Here is a 15,883-nt window from a genome sequence, read left to right as displayed (position 1 = left end):
CATGCGCGAATTGTTCGAAGAGGCAGCTGGCCAGCCCCCGCCGGATCCCAGGGAGTCGGCGCGGGCCTCCGCGCGCACGCCGCTGCGCAAGCGCTTCTACAAGGAAGCCGGCGTCGCGGAAGCCGAGGGCGGCTTTGCCATCACGCTCGATGGGAGGCCGATCCGCACACCGTCCAGCCGACAAGTGGTAATCCCCGCGCGGGCGCTCGCCGATGCCGTGGCCGCGGAATGGGCCGCTCAGGGCGAGGCGATCGATCCAGTCACTATGCCGCTGACGCGGATCGCCAACAGCGTGGTTGAGGGGGTGATCGACCGCGTCCAGCTTGTCACTGACGACCTCGCAAAATATTTCGAGACCGACCTGCTGTTCTATCGCGCCGGCCACCCCGAGGGGCTGGTCGCCCGCGAGGCCGCACATTGGGATCCTGTGCTGTTCTGGGCCGCGGAGAGACTGGGAGCGCATTTCATCCTGTCCGAGGGTGTCATGCATGTGAAGCAGCCGGACGAGGCGCTCAGGGCCGCCCGCGCGGCGCTGCCTGATGATCCCTGGTCGGTCGCGGCCCTCCACATGGTGACGACCCTGACCGGTTCGGCGCTGCTGGCGCTGGCGCTGGCCCACGGCATGCGCGACGCCGATCAGGTCTGGGCCGCCGCCCATGTCGACGAGGACTGGAACATCGACCAGTGGGGCGTGGACGAGGAGGCAGCCGCCCGCCGCGCCACCCGCTTGCGGGATTTCGAGGCTGCCGTGGCGGTGCTGGCGGCCGTCACTGCCGAGACGGCCAAAGGTCCTTAACGAGAGGTTTACGACGGCGGCCTTAGGGTGAAGACCAGCGTTCCCTGGGCTCTGAAAATGCCGACGCCTGTCACTTCGATCCTTCCCGTCAGTGCTCCCAGCCCCGCGGCTGATGCGGCGAGCCCGGATATTGTGCTGCAGGCCGGCAGCGTGGTCGATGCCAGGGTCGTCAGCGTGCTTGCCGACAATCTGGTGCGGATCGCGATCGCCAATCTCTCGATGGACGTGATGTCCGAGGTGTCGCTGACCCCAGGGCAGAATCTCCAGCTCGCGGTGTCGCAGAACGCCGGTACGATCCGGCTTGCCGTCGTCAACGGGGCAGGCGAGGCGAGCGCTGATCAGATCACGCTGACGCCGACGGCGGCCTCGCTGGTCGAAAGCCCCTCGCTCGCGCCATCGGCAACCGCGGCCCGCAACACCCTGACGCCTTCAGAGCAGGTCGCCGTCACCGCAGCTTCGGCCGAGGCGGTCACAATACAGGGCAGTCAGGCGCCGCTGTTCGCCAATCTGGCGTCGATCGTATCAGGCAGCGATCTGCCCGAAAGCCTCAAGCAGGCCGTGCAGGCCGTGCTGGCGCAACAGACGCCGCTCAACACCGCGCTCGACGGCGGCGACATCGAATCCGCTTTCCAGAAGTCCGGCCTGTTTCTCGAGGCCTCGCTCGCGTCAGGTACGACGCCGCCGTCGGACACCGTGCCGGACCTGAAGGCGGCGCTGTTGGTGCTGCGCCAGACGCTGGCGGCAACATCGGGCGCGATCGAGCCGGCCGCGCCACAGGTCGCCGCGCCAAATAGCACGCCTACCCCAAGTGTTGTTGCGGCTCCGCAGACCGCTGCATCGGTGCCGCAAGTGGCAGGCGAGACCGCGCAAACGGCTTTGCCAACGCCTGACGCTGGAGGTGCCCAAGCCGAGCAATTGCCGCGCAACGCTGCGCTCGCGGCTGCCGTGCTGGCGGACGTGGCTGGCGCAACACCGCCGGCGGCGCTGCCGCGCATGTCGGCGAGTCTCGCCGCAACCCTGCTGCAAGAGGTCACGCAAAGCCTGCCGCGCATGACCGGCAACGTGCCGGGCTCGAATAAGCCCGTGCCTGACGGTCACGTCTTCGAAGCCGCCACGCGTACGACGACGCCACCGCCGTTCCGCGGTGCTTTGCCGTCACCGCAAGCGGTCGCCTTGCCCTCGCTCGCACCAAACGCACCGCTCGCTGCAGCCGTGCATCGCCTGCTTGGCGACACCGACGCCGCGACCGCGCGGCAGACGCTGCTGCAGGTCGCTTCACTCCCTGATCGCACCGATGCCAGCGGCCATCGCGTCGATCCGACCGTGCCGCAGTGGAATTTCGAGATTCCGTTCGCAACCCCGCAGGGCACCGCGATGGCTCAATTCGAGATTTCGCGAGATGGCGACAACGAAACACCAGATCCCGCCAAGCGTGCCTGGCGCGCGCGCTTCACCCTCAACGTCGAGCCGAGCGGTCCCGTGCATGCGTTGATCACGCTGAATGGCGACAAGACTTTTGTGCGGATGTGGGCCGAACGGCCGGCGACGGCGCAGCAGCTCCGCGCCGGCATCGGTGAGCTCAATCAGGCGCTCACCAAGGCCGAGCTTAAGCCCGGTGAGATCATCGTGCGCGAGGGCACGCCGCCGCAACCTGCGCCGGCGCGTGCCGGGCATTTCCTGGATCGCGCCACATGAGCGAGGACTCCAAGCTCGCAATTGCGCTGCATTACGAGAAGGGCAGCGGCGCGCCCGTGGTCGTCGCCAAAGGCAAAGGCACGATCGGCGCCAAGATTGTCGAGATCGCCAGAGCCCACGATATCCCGATCGAGGAGAATGAAGTGCTGGCCGGCGCACTCTCCAAGGTCGAACTCGGCGAAGAGATTCCGCCAGATCTCTACAAGGCCGTCGCTGAAGTGCTGGTGTTCGTGCTGCGGCTGTCGGGCCGGGGGCGGTAGCGCTGACGCGTCTCTCTCGCTCGCAGTGACGGAGAAGCGCCTAGCCCAACTTGAACAACGCCTGCAAGAACTCCACCACCGCTTTGCGCGACTCCGCGGCCGTGGTGGGATTGCCGCCGACATGCGGGTTGAGCTCGACGCAGGAATCCTTGTAGGTGAACGGCGCGTTGGTGTCGCCGTTCATCAGCACGCCGCCGTCGCCTTCCTTGATATGACAGTTGCGCACGGTCTGCGCGTTGGCCGACACCGCGACCGAGGCGACGCCGAGCAGGCCGCTGTCGAAGCCGTGGGCGCTATCGGGGTATTCGGTCAGCACCACGTCGCGTCCCGCGATCTTGAGCCGCTCGACGAAGGCCTTGCAGCTCTTCACGGGATTATAATCATCAGGCGCGCCGTGGAAGATGCGGATCGGGCGCGCGGCGACGTCGGTGTCGGCCTGATAGGTCGTCGAGCAGTCCGGATAGAACGGGATGTAGGCCGCAAACTGCAAACCGGACCTATTCCAGAGCTTGTGGAAGCGCTCGAGGCTCGCATAGAGTGTCGCCTGGCCGCCGCGCGAAAAGCCCATCAGCACGATGCGCTCAGGATCGACGCGGGGATGCTTCGCCAAAATCTCAAGCGAACGATAGACGTCGATGATGAGATTGAGCCGTCCGAGCAGCGCCTGGTTCGGTCCGACCACGGTGAGCCCGCGGCCGGTGAAGCCGTCGATGACGAAGGTCGAGATGCCCATGGCGTTGAAGGCGTGCACCCAGGCGTCCGTGGTAGGGCCGACGCCGCTCGAGCCGTGCATCAGCACGACGACCGGCATCTTGCCTGACCCTTGCGCGACGCGGAATTCGCCGGCCACCGTGACCGGCTTGCCGGCCGCGGCATCGCCGCTCAGGAATTGCTGGTCGGAAAGGGTGAGTGACGGGATCGGGAAGATCTCGGTCCGGGCAGGCGCGTCCTTGGGAAGCGATTGCGCGCCGGCGAGCCCGGTGGACATGCAGAGCGCGATGAGCGCCGCAGCGGCGCGGAATGGCCTCGGCATCGGATCCTCCCTCGATTTTCGGGAAGTAGATCAACGCCCGTACGCGCTGTCAATTTGCGCTGGCGCGTCTCACGCCTTGTCGACCGGCTTCTTTGCTGCCAGTGCCTGGTCGATGGCGAAGCCGCCGATCTCGCTCATCGCCTGCGAGATCACGTCGCCTTTACGCGCAAAGCCGCTGGAGAGATAGTCGAACTGGGTCCGCGCCAGCCGCAGCACCTCGATCGGCACGGAGACCGCGGTCTCGTTGAAAGCATCGACGGAGGCGCGCAGGCCATCGAGTTCGGCGGTGAGCCTGCCGATATGGCTTTCCGCATCCTGCATCAGCATGAGCAGCTTGCTGCGCTCGCTATCGAAGCCGGCCCGTTCGGCAGCTGCAGCCGCGCTCACCTCCGCAAGCTGCGTTCGCAGCGCGGCGATCTGGTTGAACATGGCGTCGGAGGCGAGCTCGGCGGCTTCATGCCGCTCGGCGAGCCGCTTGTTCTCCTCCTGCTGCTCGTGGAACAGCCGCTCGGCCGACATCGCGCGCTGTGCCAGCGACTCGATCAGGCTGGCCGCGCGCAGCAGCATCTCGCCGTTCCGACCCGACACCATGCTGGCCATCCGCCGCAGGAAATCGGTGGTCTCGGACGCGCTGTTCGGAAGCAGGGGAACGACCGTGGCGGACATGGACAGATGCTTGCAGCCGGACGTGATGACCGCCGCCGTACCGACTGAGCTCACGCAACATTCGGCGCCTGATCGCAAGCCCTGAGCAAGCCTGAATCGGCTGGTCAGGTCAACCGGCGACGCGCGACAAAATGACGGCGATCCTGCCGCCCAGGCACGCCGAGCTCAGGCGTCCTTCTGTCGGCCGATCCGCCCCAGATGGGTGAAGCCGAACCCGGCGGAATATTTCAGGCCGTAGCCCAGCGCACGGTCGATGCCGATATGGGCGAGCCAGATCAAGGCGATGGACAAAGTGAGCGGCGAGGCCAGGCCGAAGCCCAGCGTCAGCAGCGCCACCGGGGTCATGTAGCTGTGGGCGGCGTTATAGACCAGCGCGCCGAATCTGGCATCGACGAGGTAGGCCAGGAAACTCAGATCGGGGACGAAGAACAGCAGGGCAAAGACCCACCAGGAACCGTCCCAGGCCCAGTAGAGCACCACCATCCCCGCAAACAAGGTCAGGCCCTCCAGCCGCAGCAGGATGTTGACACCGCCCGTTGCCGCGCCGGTCTCGGCCGTTGCTTCGCTCATGCTCGTCTCCCGGGCAAAACTTTGAAATTCCTTGCGCTTTCACGCTGATTCAGGGCTGCCCTGCAAGGCCGAAAGCGGCTTCCCGCCCCGCAAAATGCCGTGTTAGAACCCCGCATCACTTAAGAACTGGCGGGAGCAAATGAAACACATCCTGGACGCCCTTGAAGACCGTCGTGCCGGCGCCAAGCTCGGCGGCGGGGAGAAGCGCATCGAGGCGCAGCACGCCCGCGGCAAGCTGACCGCGCGCGAGCGCATCGAGCTGCTGCTCGACAAGGGATCGTTCGAGGAGTTCGACATGTTCGTCGAGCACCGTTCTACCGAGTTCGGCATGGAGAAGACCAAGGTGCCGGGCGACGGCGTCGTCACCGGCTGGGGCACCGTCAACGGCCGCAAGACGTTCGTCTTCGCCAAGGACTTCACGGTGTTCGGCGGCTCGCTCTCCGAGACCCACGCGCTTAAGATCACCAAGCTCCAGGACATGGCGATGAAGGCGCGGGCGCCCATCATCGGCCTCTATGACGCGGGCGGCGCGCGCATCCAGGAGGGCGTCGCCGCGCTCGCAGGTTATTCCTACGTGTTCCGCCGCAACGTGCTCGCCTCGGGCGTGATCCCGCAGATCTCGGTCATCATGGGTCCCTGCGCTGGCGGCGACGTCTATTCGCCTGCGATGACCGACTTCATCTTCATGGTGAAGAACACCAGCTACATGTTCGTCACCGGCCCCGACGTGGTGAAGACCGTGACCAACGAGGTCGTCACGGCGGAAGAGCTCGGCGGCGCCTCGGTGCACGCGACGCGCTCCTCGATCGCCGACGGCGCCTTCGAGAACGACGTCGAGACGCTGCTGCAGATGCGGCGCCTGATCGACTTCCTGCCGTCCAATAACACCGACGGCGTGCCGGAATGGCCGAGCTTCGACGACACCGCCCGGATCGACATGTCGCTCGATACCCTGATCCCCGACAATCCGAACAAGCCCTACGACATGAAGGAGCTGATCCTGAAGGTCGTGGACGAGGGCGACTTCTTCGAGATCGCGGAAGCCTTCGCCAAGAACATCGTCACCGGCTTCGGACGCATCGCGGGCCGCACCGTCGGCTTCGTCGCCAATCAGCCGATGGTGCTGGCCGGCGTGCTCGATTCTGACGCCTCGCGCAAGGCCGCGCGCTTCGTTCGTTTTTGTGACGCCTTCAACATCCCGATCGTCACCTTCGTCGACGTGCCGGGCTTCCTGCCGGGCACTGCGCAGGAATATGGCGGCCTGATCAAGCACGGCGCAAAACTCCTGTTCGCGTACTCGCAGTGCACCGTGCCGCTAGTCACCATCATCACCCGCAAGGCCTATGGCGGCGCCTTCGACGTCATGGCGTCCAAGGAAATCGGTGCCGACATGAACTACGCCTGGCCGACCGCCCAGATCGCCGTCATGGGCGCCAAGGGCGCGGTCGAGATCATCTTCCGCAGTGACATCGGCGACCCCGACAAGATCGCCGCGCGCACCAAGGAATACGAAGACCGCTTCCTGTCACCCTTCATCGCCGCCGAGCGCGGCTACATCGACGACGTCATCATGCCGCACTCGACGCGGAAGCGGATCGCCCGGGCGCTGGCGATGCTGAAGGACAAGAAGGTCGAGGCGCCGGCGAAGAAGCACGACAATTTGCCGTTGTGATCGCGTAGCCCGGATGGAGCGCAGGCGAAATCCGGGTCACCCATCGACCGTTGCTGGTTGATACCCCATGACTTCAGACGATCCGACCGACGAAATCTCCGATATCGAGGATCGGATCGAGCGGCTCGCCGGGATCGCGGAGCGATGCCGGAAGTACATCCTGGCGTCCAAGATCGCGATCGGCAGCGGTGCAGCGCTGCTTCTGGTCACCATCCTCGGGCTATTCGGATTGGGTCAGACTGCCGCGCTCGGCGCGATTGCGCTGGTGCTCGGCGGCATCGTTTCGCTCGGCTCGAACGTCTCAACGTTGCGGCAGACGGACGGTGCGATCAGTGCTGCCGAGGCGCGCCGTGCTGCACTGATCGGCAGGATCGACCTGCGCGTGGTCACCGATACGCCGATGAAGCTGGTGTGATGCGCTGCCTTATGCGGCGGTCTTGAGGCTCAGCACCTGCAGCTCCGCGCGACATTCGGCGGCAAACGCCTGCAGCCGTTCCGAGGTCTGCTGGTCGAGGATCGCTTTCGCCAGACGCTCGGCGCGGGCGACTTGCTCTCTGAGATAATCGATGCGGGCCATGTGTCACCTTCCGCGGAAAGAACTTAAGCCGATAATTTGAAGCAAATTGCTTCGTTCCGGTGGTCGTGAGCCTATGGCTAACCCCGGGTTAATTCTGTGCGGTGGATCACATCCCGCGCGCCTTATCCGCCGCAGCGAAATGCGCCAGCTGGTCCGCGTGGGCCCTGGCAAAGGCCGGTCGGCTGGTCGCGCGCGCGACATAGGCGCGGCAGGCAGGGCTGTCCGCCAGCCCGTCGAAGCCATCGACGACGCGCAGCACGTCGGCCATCAAAATGTCGGCGACGGAGAAGGAGCCCGCGAGCCATTCGCGGCTCGCAAGCACCGGCTCGAGATGCTTGAGACGGAGCTTGAGGAAGTCGTCGACGAACTTCCACGCCGCGGTGTCGCTCGGATGTTTCATGAATTTCGACATTCCCCAGGGCAGGCTCGCCATCTCCACCGAATTGAGCGCGGCGAACAGCCATTCGGTCGCTTCATTCCGACCGCGGCGATCCGGGGGCATCAGCTTTGCGCTGAGCCCGCCGAGATGGAGCAGGATCGCCCCGGTCTCGAAGATCGAGAGGTCGCCGTCGGTCAGCCACGGCACCTGGCCGAACGGCTGGTGCGCGAGATGTTCGGCGCCGCGATTATCGAACGGCACGCTGGCGACGCGATAGGGCAAGGCGGCTTCCTCCAGCGCCCAGCGCACCCTGAGATCGCGTACGAAACCGCGCGGCGGCGGGGGAACCCAGTCGAAGGTGGCGAGGGTGAGGTCGGGCATGCTGTGTCTCCGTGCTGTCTGGGCCTAGGACGGACGAGGGCCGTGCGTTCCGACAGCGAGGAAACGATTTTTCTACGTCGCGCTGCGCCGGCTTACCGGCAAGCCGGAGCGCCTGACGATCTCGCGTCCTGAGATCGAATGAAAGGCGAAGGCGTGGTTAAGACGAATGCCTTGGAGGGGTGACAATTCCCTCTCTGTTCCGAGCTCGATCTTCCGCCGCCGGCACTATAACCGTCTATGCTCCGGCCAAACAACAGGAGGAAATCCGATGCCCGCCGCCTACTTCGTCGTCCGCGCCATCATCACTGACGCCAGCAAGCGCGCCGCCTTCGATACCTGGTACGAGACCGAGCACCTTCCCGATGCGGTCAAGACGTTCGGAGTCAGCAAGGCGTGGCGATTCTGGAGTCTGGACGATCCCTCGCTGCATCAGGCGATGTATCAATTCGACGACGAGGCCAAGCTTCAGGCGATACTGAAGGGTGATGCGCTGAAGCGGCTCGTCGCCGATTTCAACCGCGACTGGCCAGAGGTGCAACGTGCGCGCGAGACGCTGGTGCTGGCGCAGGAATTTGCGCAGTAGCGGGCTTACGCCTGCAGCCTATCTGAATTGCATTCAGCCTCAGTTCATGTCATCGCCGCGACACTTCTGGCGCATCACTCGATCGATTGGATAGAGGATATCTTCATGGAGCGCCGGAACTTTTTGAAACTTGCCTTTGGTGTCGCGGCGGGCGCCGCGGCATTGACTGCTGCCGTTCAGGCCGCGCCGTTGGCGCCGCAGCCGCTCGGTGAGGTCGGGCTGCCGCAAGGCCATCCGGAAGTTCACCCTGCGGTGACCACCAGCGAGGAAGCCGCGCAGCTCAAGCCCGAGCAGGTGCATTGGCACGGCCGTCACTGGGGTTGGCACCACCGTCACTGGGGTTGGCGCCATCGCCATTGGGGCTGGCGCCATCGCTGGCATCGCCACCACTGGCGTCATTGGTAACAGCGCCTGGAATGAAAAAGGGGATCGCGATCACGATCCCCTTTTTGTTGATGGTGCTTCAGCGAAAACGGCCGCGCAGTTCTGCGCGGCCATGTCGCAAGTACGGGAGATCAGAACGGACGGCAGCGGCCGGCATACCAGCGGAAGCCATAGGGGCACACGCGCGGACGCACGACGACAACAGGCGGGGCGACCACGACGGGGCCGGGGGCCACGACGACAGGACCGCGCATCGGACGGCAGCCGCCATAGGGCCCGCGGTACCAGCCGGGTCCGCAACCACCGGCAGCGCTGGCTGCCTCGCTGAAACCGACGACCGCGCTGGCGAGCATCACGGCGGCGAAGAGATATTTCATGGGGTCTTCCTCTCGTCCTTGGGGCAAATCTTTGAGGTCGCGCGCTTGCGGCGCACAATGAATCAAGAGACACGATTCGACACGTTAAATTTGAAAGCCGTGTCGGCACGTCGCGATCCAAGCCTGCCAATCATGACCTGAATGCGGCATGAACATTTCTCGCGCACGGCCTTGCGCGACATGAATGGCGCTAGCGGCCGAGGAAGCCCAGCACCATCTCCTTGTAGGTCGCCGGCGCCTCGAGGAAGACGAGGTGCCCGGTGTCCGGGATCACCTCCGCCCGCGCGTTCGGCATCTTTGCCGCAAATGCTTTTGCGAGTGCGGCGTTCTGTCCCATCTTTGCGCGCAATGCTTCCGGCGCATTCGGTCGGCCCGGTGCGTTATGATCGTCGGCGCCCATGACGAACAGCACCGGTTCTGTGACGAGAGCAATCTCGTGCGCGACCGGCTCGCGATAGATCATTTGGCCGGAAGAGACGAAGGCGCGCAGCCAGCGGGGATAATCCGGGCTGCCCTTGATGTTGAAGCGGGCGTCGATGAACGGCGTGATGGCGTCGGGCGGCAGCTTGATCGCGTAGTTGGTCTGGAGCTGCTTGCGATAGCCGTCGGCGGTGAGCTTGTCTTCGGTCTCGATCATCTTCTCGGTCGGCGTCGGCGGCACGTAGAGGCGGTAGTCTTCGAGGCCGATCGGCGCTGTCAGCACCAGATGGGTGACGCGGTCCGGATAGGCGCGCGCGATACGCACGCCCAGCATGCCGCCCATTGAATGTGCGATGATGTCCGTTTTGTCGATCTTGAGATGGTCGAGCAGCGCGATGGTGTTGCGCGCCAGGGTGTCGAAATGCAATTCGCCGATGGGCTTGGACGATTTGCCGAAGCCGATCTGGTCGGGCACTACGACGCGATAGCCGGCATCGTTCAACATCTTGATGACATCAGCCCAGTAGCTCGACGGAAAATTGCGCCCGTGCAGCAGCACCACGGTGCGCCCGTTCGGTTGCGCCGGCGCGACATCCATATAGGCCATGCTGAGCTGTTCGCCGTCGTTGGTTACCGGCAGCAGGTGCACGGGATAGGGATAGGCAAAGCCTTCGAGCGCGATGCCATAGGGCTCGCGTTGCGGCGTGTCGGTGGCACGTGCTGCAAACGGGATAGTCATAAGGGCGATACCGAGCGTTGCCGGGAAGATGCGGTTCATTGCGGTCTCCGTCATGCCCGGCAAAAGCGCGAAGCGCGTCTTCGCGCCAGATGTCCCGGGGCATCCATGTGCCAGCCGCAATAAAGACGTGGATGGCCGGGTCAAGCCCGGCCATGACGGCGGTGAGAGTCCACACGCAAACGTGTTGTCAGTCCTTGCCGTTCCCGAATAGGGCCGCGAACTGCTTCTCGCCGGTGCGGGTGAAGTTGACCACGCGGCTGCCGGGTGTGGCGTCGCGCGCGGCCCATTTCAGCTCGGAGAAGCGCTGCATCATGGCGGCGCCCAGGGTGCCGGCGAGATGGTGCCGCCGTTCGCTCCAATCGAGACAGGCCTTGCAGACCGGGCGGCGCGGATGGCTGAGCATCTCGGGCGAGATCTGCAAATGCTTGGCGAGGAAGCGCTCGCCTTCCGTCGTCAGCTCGATGTCCTGCTTTTTCTGCCTGACCAGGTTTCGCGCACGCATCGTGTCGAGCATCTGCACGCCGAGATCGCCGGCGAGGTGGTCATAGCAGATCCGCGCGCGCCGCAGCGCCGGATCCTTCGGTCCGGTGCGCACGCGCATGTGGCCGGTGCGCGCGGCAAGGCCGGCGAGGCCTTCCAGCACCCCGGCGACGTCGTCGTCGGTGAGACGATAATAGCGGTGGCGGCCCTGCTTCTCGGGCTCGACCAGGCCGCCGGCCTCGAGCTTGGCCAGATGCGAGCTCGCGGTCTGCGGCGTGATGCCGGCCTCCTGCGCGAGCTCGCTGGCCGTGAGCGCGCGTCCGTTCATCAGCGCCGTGAGCATGTTGGCGCGGGCGGGGTCGCCGACCAGCGAGGCGACCATGGCGATGTCGGGTCCTGCTTTCATGCTTCGATGATAGCCGAAGCATTGTGGACAGGCAAGCGCGTAGCCTCTCACTACGTCGTCATAAGCACCGGAGTGCCCATCATGTCCGTCACCGTCTTCATCCGCTACCAGCTCGATCCGTTCAAGCGCGCGCAGTTCGAGGAATACTCCAAGCGCTGGCTCACCATCATCCCGAAATGTGGCGGCGACCTGATCGGCTATTTCATGCCGCATGAGGGCACCAACAACATCGCCTTTGCGCTGATCACCTTCGAAAGCCTCGCCGCCTATGAAGCCTATCGCGCGCGGCTGCGGCAGGACGCTGAGGGCATGGCGAATTTCCATTTCGCCGAGGACAACAAATTCATTCTCGCGGAGGAGCGCACCTTCCTGCGCAAGGTGGTAGTGTAGGCCATCAACGACAAGGAGACGCCCATGATCGCCGTGATCTTCGAAGTCTGGCCCAAGCCGGAACACCGACAGGACTATTTCGACCTCGCGGCCGATCTGAAGCCAATCCTGCAAACCATCGACGGCTTCATCTCGGTCGAGCGGTTCGAAAGCCTGACCGAGAAGGGCAAGATCCTGTCGGTCTCGTTTTGGCGGGACGAGGCGGCGGTGCAGGCCTGGCGCAACACGATGGAGCACCGCCGCACCCAGGCCAAGGGCAGGGCGCAGATCTTTGCCGATTATCATCTGCGCATCGCCAGCGTGGTCAGAGACTACGGCATGAACGATCGCGAGCAGGCGCCGAAGGACAGTCGCGCCGTGCACGACGCGCACTAGCGGTCATGAAAGCGCGTGCCTATCTCTGCGCGGCCAACAAGGGAGAGAAACATGCATGTGACAACTGCTGACAAGCGCGCGACCTTCCGGAAGATGCACGAAAGCGGTTGCTTCATTTTGCCCAATCCGGTCGATGTCGGGGGCGCCAAGGCGTTGCAGCATCTCGGATTCAAGGCGATCGCGTCGTCGAGTGCGGGCTTTGCCTGGACCATCGGCAAGGCCGACAATCGTGTCACGGTCGAGGATGTCTGTCAGCACCTGGCAGCATTGAGCTCGTCCGTCGACATCCCCGTGAATGCGGATTTCGAGGGCGGCTTCGCCGTCGAGCCGGATCAGGTCGCCGATCATGTCGAGCGCGGCGTGCGCACCGGCGTCGCCGGTCTCTCGATCGAGGATTCCACCGGCGACAAGGACAAGCCGCTTTACGAGCGTGCGCTGGCAGTCGAGCGCATCAAGGCCTCGCGCAAGGCGATCGGCGATAGCGGCACGCTGCTGGTCGGCCGCTGCGAGGCTTACTTGTGGGGTGTCACGGATCTCAAGCTCGTCATCGACCGGCTCACCGCTTACGCGGACGCCGGCGCCGATTGCCTCTATGCGCCCGGCCTGAAGACCCGCGAGGATATCAGTGCCGTGGTGAAGGCCGTCGCACCCAAGCCGTTCAATCTCCTGATCGGCGGCTCCGGTCTGTCGCTGAAGGAGGCCGAAGATCTCGGCGTGCGCCGGATCAGCGTCGGCGGCTCGCTCGCCCGCGCCGCCTGGGGCGGCTTCATGCGCGCGGCAAAGGAAATGGCAGAGAAGGGGACGTTCACCGAGCTTGCCAGCGGGTATCCCGGCGGCGAGCTCAACAAGATGTTCGGCTAGGAGCAAGCAATAGAGCCAAACGAGGAGCGGCGGGATGTTATGTCCCGCCGCTCTTTCATCCTCTCGGTGTCATGCCCCGCGAAAGGGGGCATCCAGTACGCCGCTGCTTCTCGACTCTATCACAACTGTCTCGGAGTACTGGATCGCCCGGTCCTGGTGCGCAATTGCGCACTGCCCGGGCGATGACAGTGATGTGTTACGCGACGGCAATCGCCTTGTTACTTTGCGCCGTCAGACGGCGTCTGCGTGTCCGGCGCCGGCTTTGCCGCAGGCGTATCCGCCGGAGCGGCCGGCTTGCTCGGCGCGGCACCCGTGGTCACGCCGGGCGCGGTGTTGTTGCGCGGCGTCACGTCGCGCATGCCGGGAGGCGCGGCCGGATTGGCCGGAGCCGTCTGCTGTGCGGTCTGGGTCGCAGGCGTGTTGCTGGCCTGGTTGCCGGTGCTGGTGTTGTTCAAGCCATAGAACACGGCGCCGAGCACCAGGGCGATCGCCACGGCGAACAGGGCGACCTTGCCGCTGGAGGCGGGGCCTTCGCCCAGTTCGGGATCGGCCTGCAGGTCGGCATCCCGACGCGCCGCGCGAAGATACTCATCGTCGGCGAGGTTCGTCGGGCGGTACGGATCGTTGGGAAAACGGTCGTCAGCCATCGATTGGTCTCCTCGTTGATTGCGTCCTGACAACCCTCGGCTGCGAGGTTCTGTTCCGCGCCCCTAATGCTTTCGTCGTATGTTGCCCTCCGGCGAGGAATCGGGAACCAGTTCATCGGGGACCCTGCGCGGACGGTTCCATCCTGCAGGAAAGGGAACAAGGCGATGTGGAGCCTGCCGCCAAGCGATAGCGTGCTGCATTTCCTCTCATTGGTTGCCGTGGCCGCGCAGGGCATGACGGCCGCGCTTGCCGCCGGGCGCCGCAGCATGGACTGGCTAGGCGTCTGCTTCCTCGGCTGCATCACTGCGCTCGGCGGCGGCACGCTGCGTGATCTCTTCCTCGGGCACTATCCGCTGGCCTGGGTGCAAAACCCCGTTTATCTCGCCCTCGCGGGCGGGGCGGCCTTCCTCACCATTCTAACCGCGCGGCTCGTGCACCGGCTGAAGGTCGCCTTCATCGTGCTCGATGCGATCGGCCTCGTCGTCTTCACCATGGCCGGCTGCGACATCGCCTGGCAGATGGATGCCTCGCTGCCGATCGTGATCGTCTCCGGTATGGTGACCGGCTGTGCGGGGGGCGTGCTGCGCGACGTGCTCTGCAACGACGTGCCGCTGTTGTTTCGCTCCGAGCTCTACGCCAGCGTCTCGGTAGTAACGGGCCTGTTCTACGCAACCGCCTTCGGCTTGAATCTGAACGCCGAGCTCTGGACCATCCTCACCTTCGTCCTCGGCATCAGCTTCCGCCTGCTCGCAGTGCGCTACAAATGGGAGATGCCGAAATTCGTGTTCACGGGAGATGAGCAGAAGTAGTTGCTTCTTTTGCAGCTCTATCGACGTCATTGCGAGCCACCGGGTCCGCAAGGCGCGGCCCGACGACAGGCTCCGCGAAGCAATCCAGAATCTTTCCGCGGAGGGACTCTGGATTGCTCAGCTGCGCTCGCAATGATGGGGAGGAGAGAGCTACGGCCCTTGCCCGCGCGCCTTCGCCACCTGCGCCGGCGTTACCAAAGGGCCGGCATTGCCCCAGGAATTGCGAATATAGTTCGTCACCGCCGCGATCTCTTCGTCGGACAGTTGCTTGGCATAGCCCGGCATCTCGCCCGTGTTCGGCGCCCGCGGCGTCGTCACGGTGTGGGCGCCGTCGAGAATGACGCGCAAGGTCGAGGACGGATTGATCGATTGCAGCAGCGCATTGGCTGGTAACGGCGGATAGATGCGCGGGGCGCCGCTGCCGTCGGCCTCATGGCAGGCGATGCAGAGTTTTGCATAGACCGCCTGGCCCGCTTTCATCTCGGCCACGTCGGGTGGCGTCACGATGGTCTCGCGGCGCGCCGGCGGCAAGCTCTTCAGGTAGACCGCGATCGCGTGCACGTCGGCATCGCTCATCTTCGAGGTCGAATTGACGATCACCTCGGCCATCGGCCCGCCGGCATGGCTCTTGGCGTTGCGGCCGCTTTGCAGATATTCGGCGATGTCCTCTTCGCTCCAGGACTGCAACCCGGTGCGCGCGGCGCCATCGAGCCGCGGTGCGTACCAGCCGCCGAGCTCGCTGCCGGTCAATGCCTGCGCGTTCTTGTCGGCGCCGAAATAGTTCTTCGGGGTGTGGCAGGCGCCGCAATGGCCGGGCCCGCTGACGAGATAGCCGCCCCTGTTCCAGGCCACGCTCTTGCTCTGGTCCGGCTCGAACAGGCCGGGCTTGAAGAACAACCAGTTCCAGGCTCGCATCAGGCCGCGATAACCGAACGGCCAGCGCAGCTCCGGCGGCTTGTTGCGGCTGACAACGGGCGTCAGCGTGCCGAGATAGGCGCGGATCGCCAGCGTGTCGTCCTTGGTCATCCGGGTGAAGTAGGGGTAGGGGAAGGCCGGATAGTAGAGCGAGCCGTCCGGTGCGGTGCCGTAGCGCACGGCGCGGGTAAAGTCGGCATCCGTCCAGGCGCCGATCCCGGTGTCGCGGTCCGGCGTCAGGTTCGGCGCATAGATCGCTCCGAACGGCGTGTCGATGCGCTTCCCGCCCGCGAACGGCTTTGCGGGATCGGCGGTGTGGCAGCCGGCGCAATCGCCGGCCTCGACCAGCGTCTTGCCGGCGGCGATCAGCTCGGGTGCCGGCTCGGCGGCCACGGCTGCGCTCGCAACCGCACTGCACAAGACCAGGCCAGCCAGAATCCTCCGCATCGTCGACCCTTCTTGCTGCG

21 protein-coding genes are annotated in these 15,883 nt (G+C 65.0%); 11 read left to right on the top strand and 10 right to left on the bottom strand.

Features of this window, described 5'->3' with window-relative positions; genetic code table 11:
* Position 1: 1 nt before the first annotated feature.
* The 3 genes from X265_RS22585 to X265_RS22570 are packed head-to-tail and all read left to right on the top strand — an operon-like array spanning position 2 to position 2,751.
* Positions 2 to 796 (top strand): ATP12 family chaperone protein, encoded by a 795-nt coding sequence (locus X265_RS22585; RefSeq protein WP_128966814.1) that lies wholly within the window; start codon positions 2 to 4, stop codon positions 794 to 796.
* Between the two features lie 57 nt (positions 797 to 853).
* Positions 854 to 2,491, top strand: a complete 1,638-nt coding sequence (gene fliK / locus X265_RS22575; RefSeq protein ID WP_164938743.1) for a flagellar hook-length control protein FliK — start codon at positions 854 to 856, stop codon at positions 2,489 to 2,491.
* Positions 2,488 to 2,751 (top strand): EscU/YscU/HrcU family type III secretion system export apparatus switch protein, encoded by a 264-nt coding sequence (locus tag X265_RS22570; RefSeq protein ID WP_128966813.1) that lies wholly within the window; start codon positions 2,488 to 2,490, stop codon positions 2,749 to 2,751. The genes fliK and X265_RS22570 overlap by 4 nt, the downstream gene beginning before the upstream one ends.
* Positions 2,752 to 2,791: 40 nt before the next feature.
* On the opposite strand, the gene X265_RS22565 is transcribed toward X265_RS22570, so the two are convergent.
* From X265_RS22565 to X265_RS22555, 3 genes are all read right to left on the bottom strand, one after another.
* Positions 2,792 to 3,784: a dienelactone hydrolase family protein gene (locus X265_RS22565; protein ID WP_128966812.1), complete on the bottom strand. Its 993-nt coding sequence runs from the start codon at positions 3,782 to 3,784 to the stop codon at positions 2,792 to 2,794.
* Between the two features lie 69 nt (positions 3,785 to 3,853).
* A complete protein-coding gene (locus X265_RS22560; protein WP_164939037.1) occupies positions 3,854 to 4,450 on the bottom strand; it encodes a hypothetical protein in 597 nt (198 codons plus the stop codon).
* Between the two features lie 165 nt (positions 4,451 to 4,615).
* On the bottom strand, positions 4,616 to 5,020 hold the full coding sequence (locus X265_RS22555) for a DUF4260 domain-containing protein (protein ID WP_128966810.1): 405 nt from the start codon (positions 5,018 to 5,020) through the stop codon (positions 4,616 to 4,618).
* Between the two features lie 139 nt (positions 5,021 to 5,159).
* Between X265_RS22555 and X265_RS22550 the strand changes: the two genes are divergently transcribed.
* Both X265_RS22550 and X265_RS22545 read left to right on the top strand, forming a co-directional pair.
* Positions 5,160 to 6,692: an acyl-CoA carboxylase subunit beta gene (locus tag X265_RS22550; RefSeq protein ID WP_128966809.1), complete on the top strand. Its 1,533-nt coding sequence runs from the start codon at positions 5,160 to 5,162 to the stop codon at positions 6,690 to 6,692.
* Positions 6,693 to 6,759: 67 nt separating this feature from the next.
* The gene (locus X265_RS22545; RefSeq protein ID WP_128966808.1) at positions 6,760 to 7,107 is read left to right on the top strand and encodes a hypothetical protein; all 348 of its coding nucleotides are present in this window, start codon (positions 6,760 to 6,762) and stop codon (positions 7,105 to 7,107) included.
* Positions 7,108 to 7,116: 9 nt separating this feature from the next.
* On the opposite strand, the gene X265_RS40680 is transcribed toward X265_RS22545, so the two are convergent.
* Positions 7,117 to 7,269 (bottom strand): hypothetical protein, encoded by a 153-nt coding sequence (locus X265_RS40680; protein ID WP_164938742.1) that lies wholly within the window; start codon positions 7,267 to 7,269, stop codon positions 7,117 to 7,119.
* A gap of 106 nt (positions 7,270 to 7,375) precedes the next feature.
* Positions 7,376 to 8,029: a glutathione S-transferase family protein gene (locus X265_RS22540; RefSeq protein ID WP_128966807.1), complete on the bottom strand. Its 654-nt coding sequence runs from the start codon at positions 8,027 to 8,029 to the stop codon at positions 7,376 to 7,378.
* A 268-nt stretch (positions 8,030 to 8,297) separates the two neighbouring features.
* Between X265_RS22540 and X265_RS22535 the strand changes: the two genes are divergently transcribed.
* Both X265_RS22535 and X265_RS22530 read left to right on the top strand, forming a co-directional pair.
* Positions 8,298 to 8,612 carry a hypothetical protein gene (locus tag X265_RS22535; protein WP_128966806.1) on the top strand — a complete coding sequence of 105 codons (315 nt, stop codon included), beginning with the start codon at positions 8,298 to 8,300 and terminating at the stop codon, positions 8,610 to 8,612.
* A gap of 105 nt (positions 8,613 to 8,717) precedes the next feature.
* Entirely contained in the window at positions 8,718 to 9,017 is a 300-nt protein-coding gene (locus X265_RS22530) for a twin-arginine translocation signal domain-containing protein (RefSeq protein ID WP_128966805.1), read from the top strand.
* A 110-nt stretch (positions 9,018 to 9,127) separates the two neighbouring features.
* Here the strand turns inward: X265_RS22530 and X265_RS22525 are convergent, their stop codons facing one another.
* The 3 genes from X265_RS22525 to X265_RS22515 form a co-directional block, all read right to left on the bottom strand.
* Positions 9,128 to 9,373 (bottom strand): GCG_CRPN prefix-to-repeats domain-containing protein, encoded by a 246-nt coding sequence (locus tag X265_RS22525; RefSeq protein ID WP_128966804.1) that lies wholly within the window; start codon positions 9,371 to 9,373, stop codon positions 9,128 to 9,130.
* A 190-nt stretch (positions 9,374 to 9,563) separates the two neighbouring features.
* The gene (locus X265_RS22520; RefSeq protein ID WP_128966803.1) at positions 9,564 to 10,571 is read right to left on the bottom strand and encodes an alpha/beta fold hydrolase; all 1,008 of its coding nucleotides are present in this window, start codon (positions 10,569 to 10,571) and stop codon (positions 9,564 to 9,566) included.
* A 148-nt stretch (positions 10,572 to 10,719) separates the two neighbouring features.
* Complete coding sequence (locus X265_RS22515) at positions 10,720 to 11,418, bottom strand: winged helix-turn-helix domain-containing protein (protein ID WP_164938741.1); 699 nt, start codon at positions 11,416 to 11,418, stop codon at positions 10,720 to 10,722.
* Between the two features lie 81 nt (positions 11,419 to 11,499).
* Between X265_RS22515 and X265_RS22510 the strand changes: the two genes are divergently transcribed.
* Genes X265_RS22510 through X265_RS22500 form a run of 3 tightly spaced genes read left to right on the top strand, consistent with a single transcriptional unit; the run spans position 11,500 to position 13,044 of the window.
* Positions 11,500 to 11,808: an NIPSNAP family protein gene (locus X265_RS22510; protein WP_128966802.1), complete on the top strand. Its 309-nt coding sequence runs from the start codon at positions 11,500 to 11,502 to the stop codon at positions 11,806 to 11,808.
* 24 nt (positions 11,809 to 11,832) lie between these two features.
* Entirely contained in the window at positions 11,833 to 12,183 is a 351-nt protein-coding gene (locus tag X265_RS22505; protein ID WP_026202720.1) for an antibiotic biosynthesis monooxygenase family protein, read from the top strand.
* A gap of 51 nt (positions 12,184 to 12,234) precedes the next feature.
* On the top strand, positions 12,235 to 13,044 hold the full coding sequence (locus X265_RS22500; RefSeq protein ID WP_128966801.1) for an isocitrate lyase/PEP mutase family protein: 810 nt from the start codon (positions 12,235 to 12,237) through the stop codon (positions 13,042 to 13,044).
* 218 nt (positions 13,045 to 13,262) lie between these two features.
* Here the strand turns inward: X265_RS22500 and X265_RS22495 are convergent, their stop codons facing one another.
* Complete coding sequence (locus tag X265_RS22495; RefSeq protein WP_128966800.1) at positions 13,263 to 13,691, bottom strand: hypothetical protein; 429 nt, start codon at positions 13,689 to 13,691, stop codon at positions 13,263 to 13,265.
* Between the two features lie 165 nt (positions 13,692 to 13,856).
* Here X265_RS22495 and X265_RS22490 point away from each other — a divergent pair, with 165 nt between their 5' ends.
* A complete protein-coding gene (locus X265_RS22490; protein ID WP_128966799.1) occupies positions 13,857 to 14,501 on the top strand; it encodes a trimeric intracellular cation channel family protein in 645 nt (214 codons plus the stop codon).
* A 150-nt stretch (positions 14,502 to 14,651) separates the two neighbouring features.
* On the opposite strand, the gene X265_RS22485 is transcribed toward X265_RS22490, so the two are convergent.
* A complete protein-coding gene (locus X265_RS22485; protein ID WP_128966798.1) occupies positions 14,652 to 15,863 on the bottom strand; it encodes a cytochrome c in 1,212 nt (403 codons plus the stop codon).
* Positions 15,864 to 15,883: the final 20 nt, after the last annotated feature.

This window comes from Bradyrhizobium guangdongense (genome assembly GCF_004114975.1).
Taxonomy (GTDB): domain Bacteria; phylum Pseudomonadota; class Alphaproteobacteria; order Rhizobiales; family Xanthobacteraceae; genus Bradyrhizobium; species Bradyrhizobium guangdongense.
Note: the sequence above shows the minus strand (reverse complement) of the source record. Positions and strands in the feature narration are given on the sequence as shown.

What these genes read in the sequence shown, in the direction of transcription:
- X265_RS22540 (WP_128966807.1), bottom strand. Translation starts at nt 8,029, where the DNA reads ATGCCCGACCTCACCCTCGCCACCTTCGACTGGGTTCCCCCGCCGCCG.
- X265_RS22565 (WP_128966812.1), bottom strand. Translation starts at nt 3,784, where the DNA reads ATGCCGAGGCCATTCCGCGCCGCTGCGGCGCTCATCGCGCTCTGCATG.
- X265_RS22490 (WP_128966799.1), top strand. Translation starts at nt 13,857, where the DNA reads ATGTGGAGCCTGCCGCCAAGCGATAGCGTGCTGCATTTCCTCTCATTG.
- X265_RS22485 (WP_128966798.1), bottom strand. Translation starts at nt 15,863, where the DNA reads ATGCGGAGGATTCTGGCTGGCCTGGTCTTGTGCAGTGCGGTTGCGAGC.
- X265_RS40680 (WP_164938742.1), bottom strand. Translation starts at nt 7,269, where the DNA reads ATGGCCCGCATCGATTATCTCAGAGAGCAAGTCGCCCGCGCCGAGCGT.
- X265_RS22545 (WP_128966808.1), top strand. Translation starts at nt 6,760, where the DNA reads ATGACTTCAGACGATCCGACCGACGAAATCTCCGATATCGAGGATCGG.
- X265_RS22560 (WP_164939037.1), bottom strand. Translation starts at nt 4,450, where the DNA reads ATGTCCGCCACGGTCGTTCCCCTGCTTCCGAACAGCGCGTCCGAGACC.
- X265_RS22520 (WP_128966803.1), bottom strand. Translation starts at nt 10,571, where the DNA reads ATGAACCGCATCTTCCCGGCAACGCTCGGTATCGCCCTTATGACTATC.
- X265_RS22505 (WP_026202720.1), top strand. Translation starts at nt 11,833, where the DNA reads ATGATCGCCGTGATCTTCGAAGTCTGGCCCAAGCCGGAACACCGACAG.
- X265_RS22535 (WP_128966806.1), top strand. Translation starts at nt 8,298, where the DNA reads ATGCCCGCCGCCTACTTCGTCGTCCGCGCCATCATCACTGACGCCAGC.
- X265_RS22585 (WP_128966814.1), top strand. Translation starts at nt 2, where the DNA reads ATGCGCGAATTGTTCGAAGAGGCAGCTGGCCAGCCCCCGCCGGATCCC.
- fliK (WP_164938743.1), top strand. Translation starts at nt 854, where the DNA reads ATGCCGACGCCTGTCACTTCGATCCTTCCCGTCAGTGCTCCCAGCCCC.
- X265_RS22555 (WP_128966810.1), bottom strand. Translation starts at nt 5,020, where the DNA reads ATGAGCGAAGCAACGGCCGAGACCGGCGCGGCAACGGGCGGTGTCAAC.
- X265_RS22570 (WP_128966813.1), top strand. Translation starts at nt 2,488, where the DNA reads ATGAGCGAGGACTCCAAGCTCGCAATTGCGCTGCATTACGAGAAGGGC.
- X265_RS22510 (WP_128966802.1), top strand. Translation starts at nt 11,500, where the DNA reads ATGTCCGTCACCGTCTTCATCCGCTACCAGCTCGATCCGTTCAAGCGC.
- X265_RS22500 (WP_128966801.1), top strand. Translation starts at nt 12,235, where the DNA reads ATGCATGTGACAACTGCTGACAAGCGCGCGACCTTCCGGAAGATGCAC.
- X265_RS22530 (WP_128966805.1), top strand. Translation starts at nt 8,718, where the DNA reads ATGGAGCGCCGGAACTTTTTGAAACTTGCCTTTGGTGTCGCGGCGGGC.
- X265_RS22525 (WP_128966804.1), bottom strand. Translation starts at nt 9,373, where the DNA reads ATGAAATATCTCTTCGCCGCCGTGATGCTCGCCAGCGCGGTCGTCGGT.
- X265_RS22550 (WP_128966809.1), top strand. Translation starts at nt 5,160, where the DNA reads ATGAAACACATCCTGGACGCCCTTGAAGACCGTCGTGCCGGCGCCAAG.
- X265_RS22515 (WP_164938741.1), bottom strand. Translation starts at nt 11,418, where the DNA reads ATGAAAGCAGGACCCGACATCGCCATGGTCGCCTCGCTGGTCGGCGAC.
- X265_RS22495 (WP_128966800.1), bottom strand. Translation starts at nt 13,691, where the DNA reads ATGGCTGACGACCGTTTTCCCAACGATCCGTACCGCCCGACGAACCTC.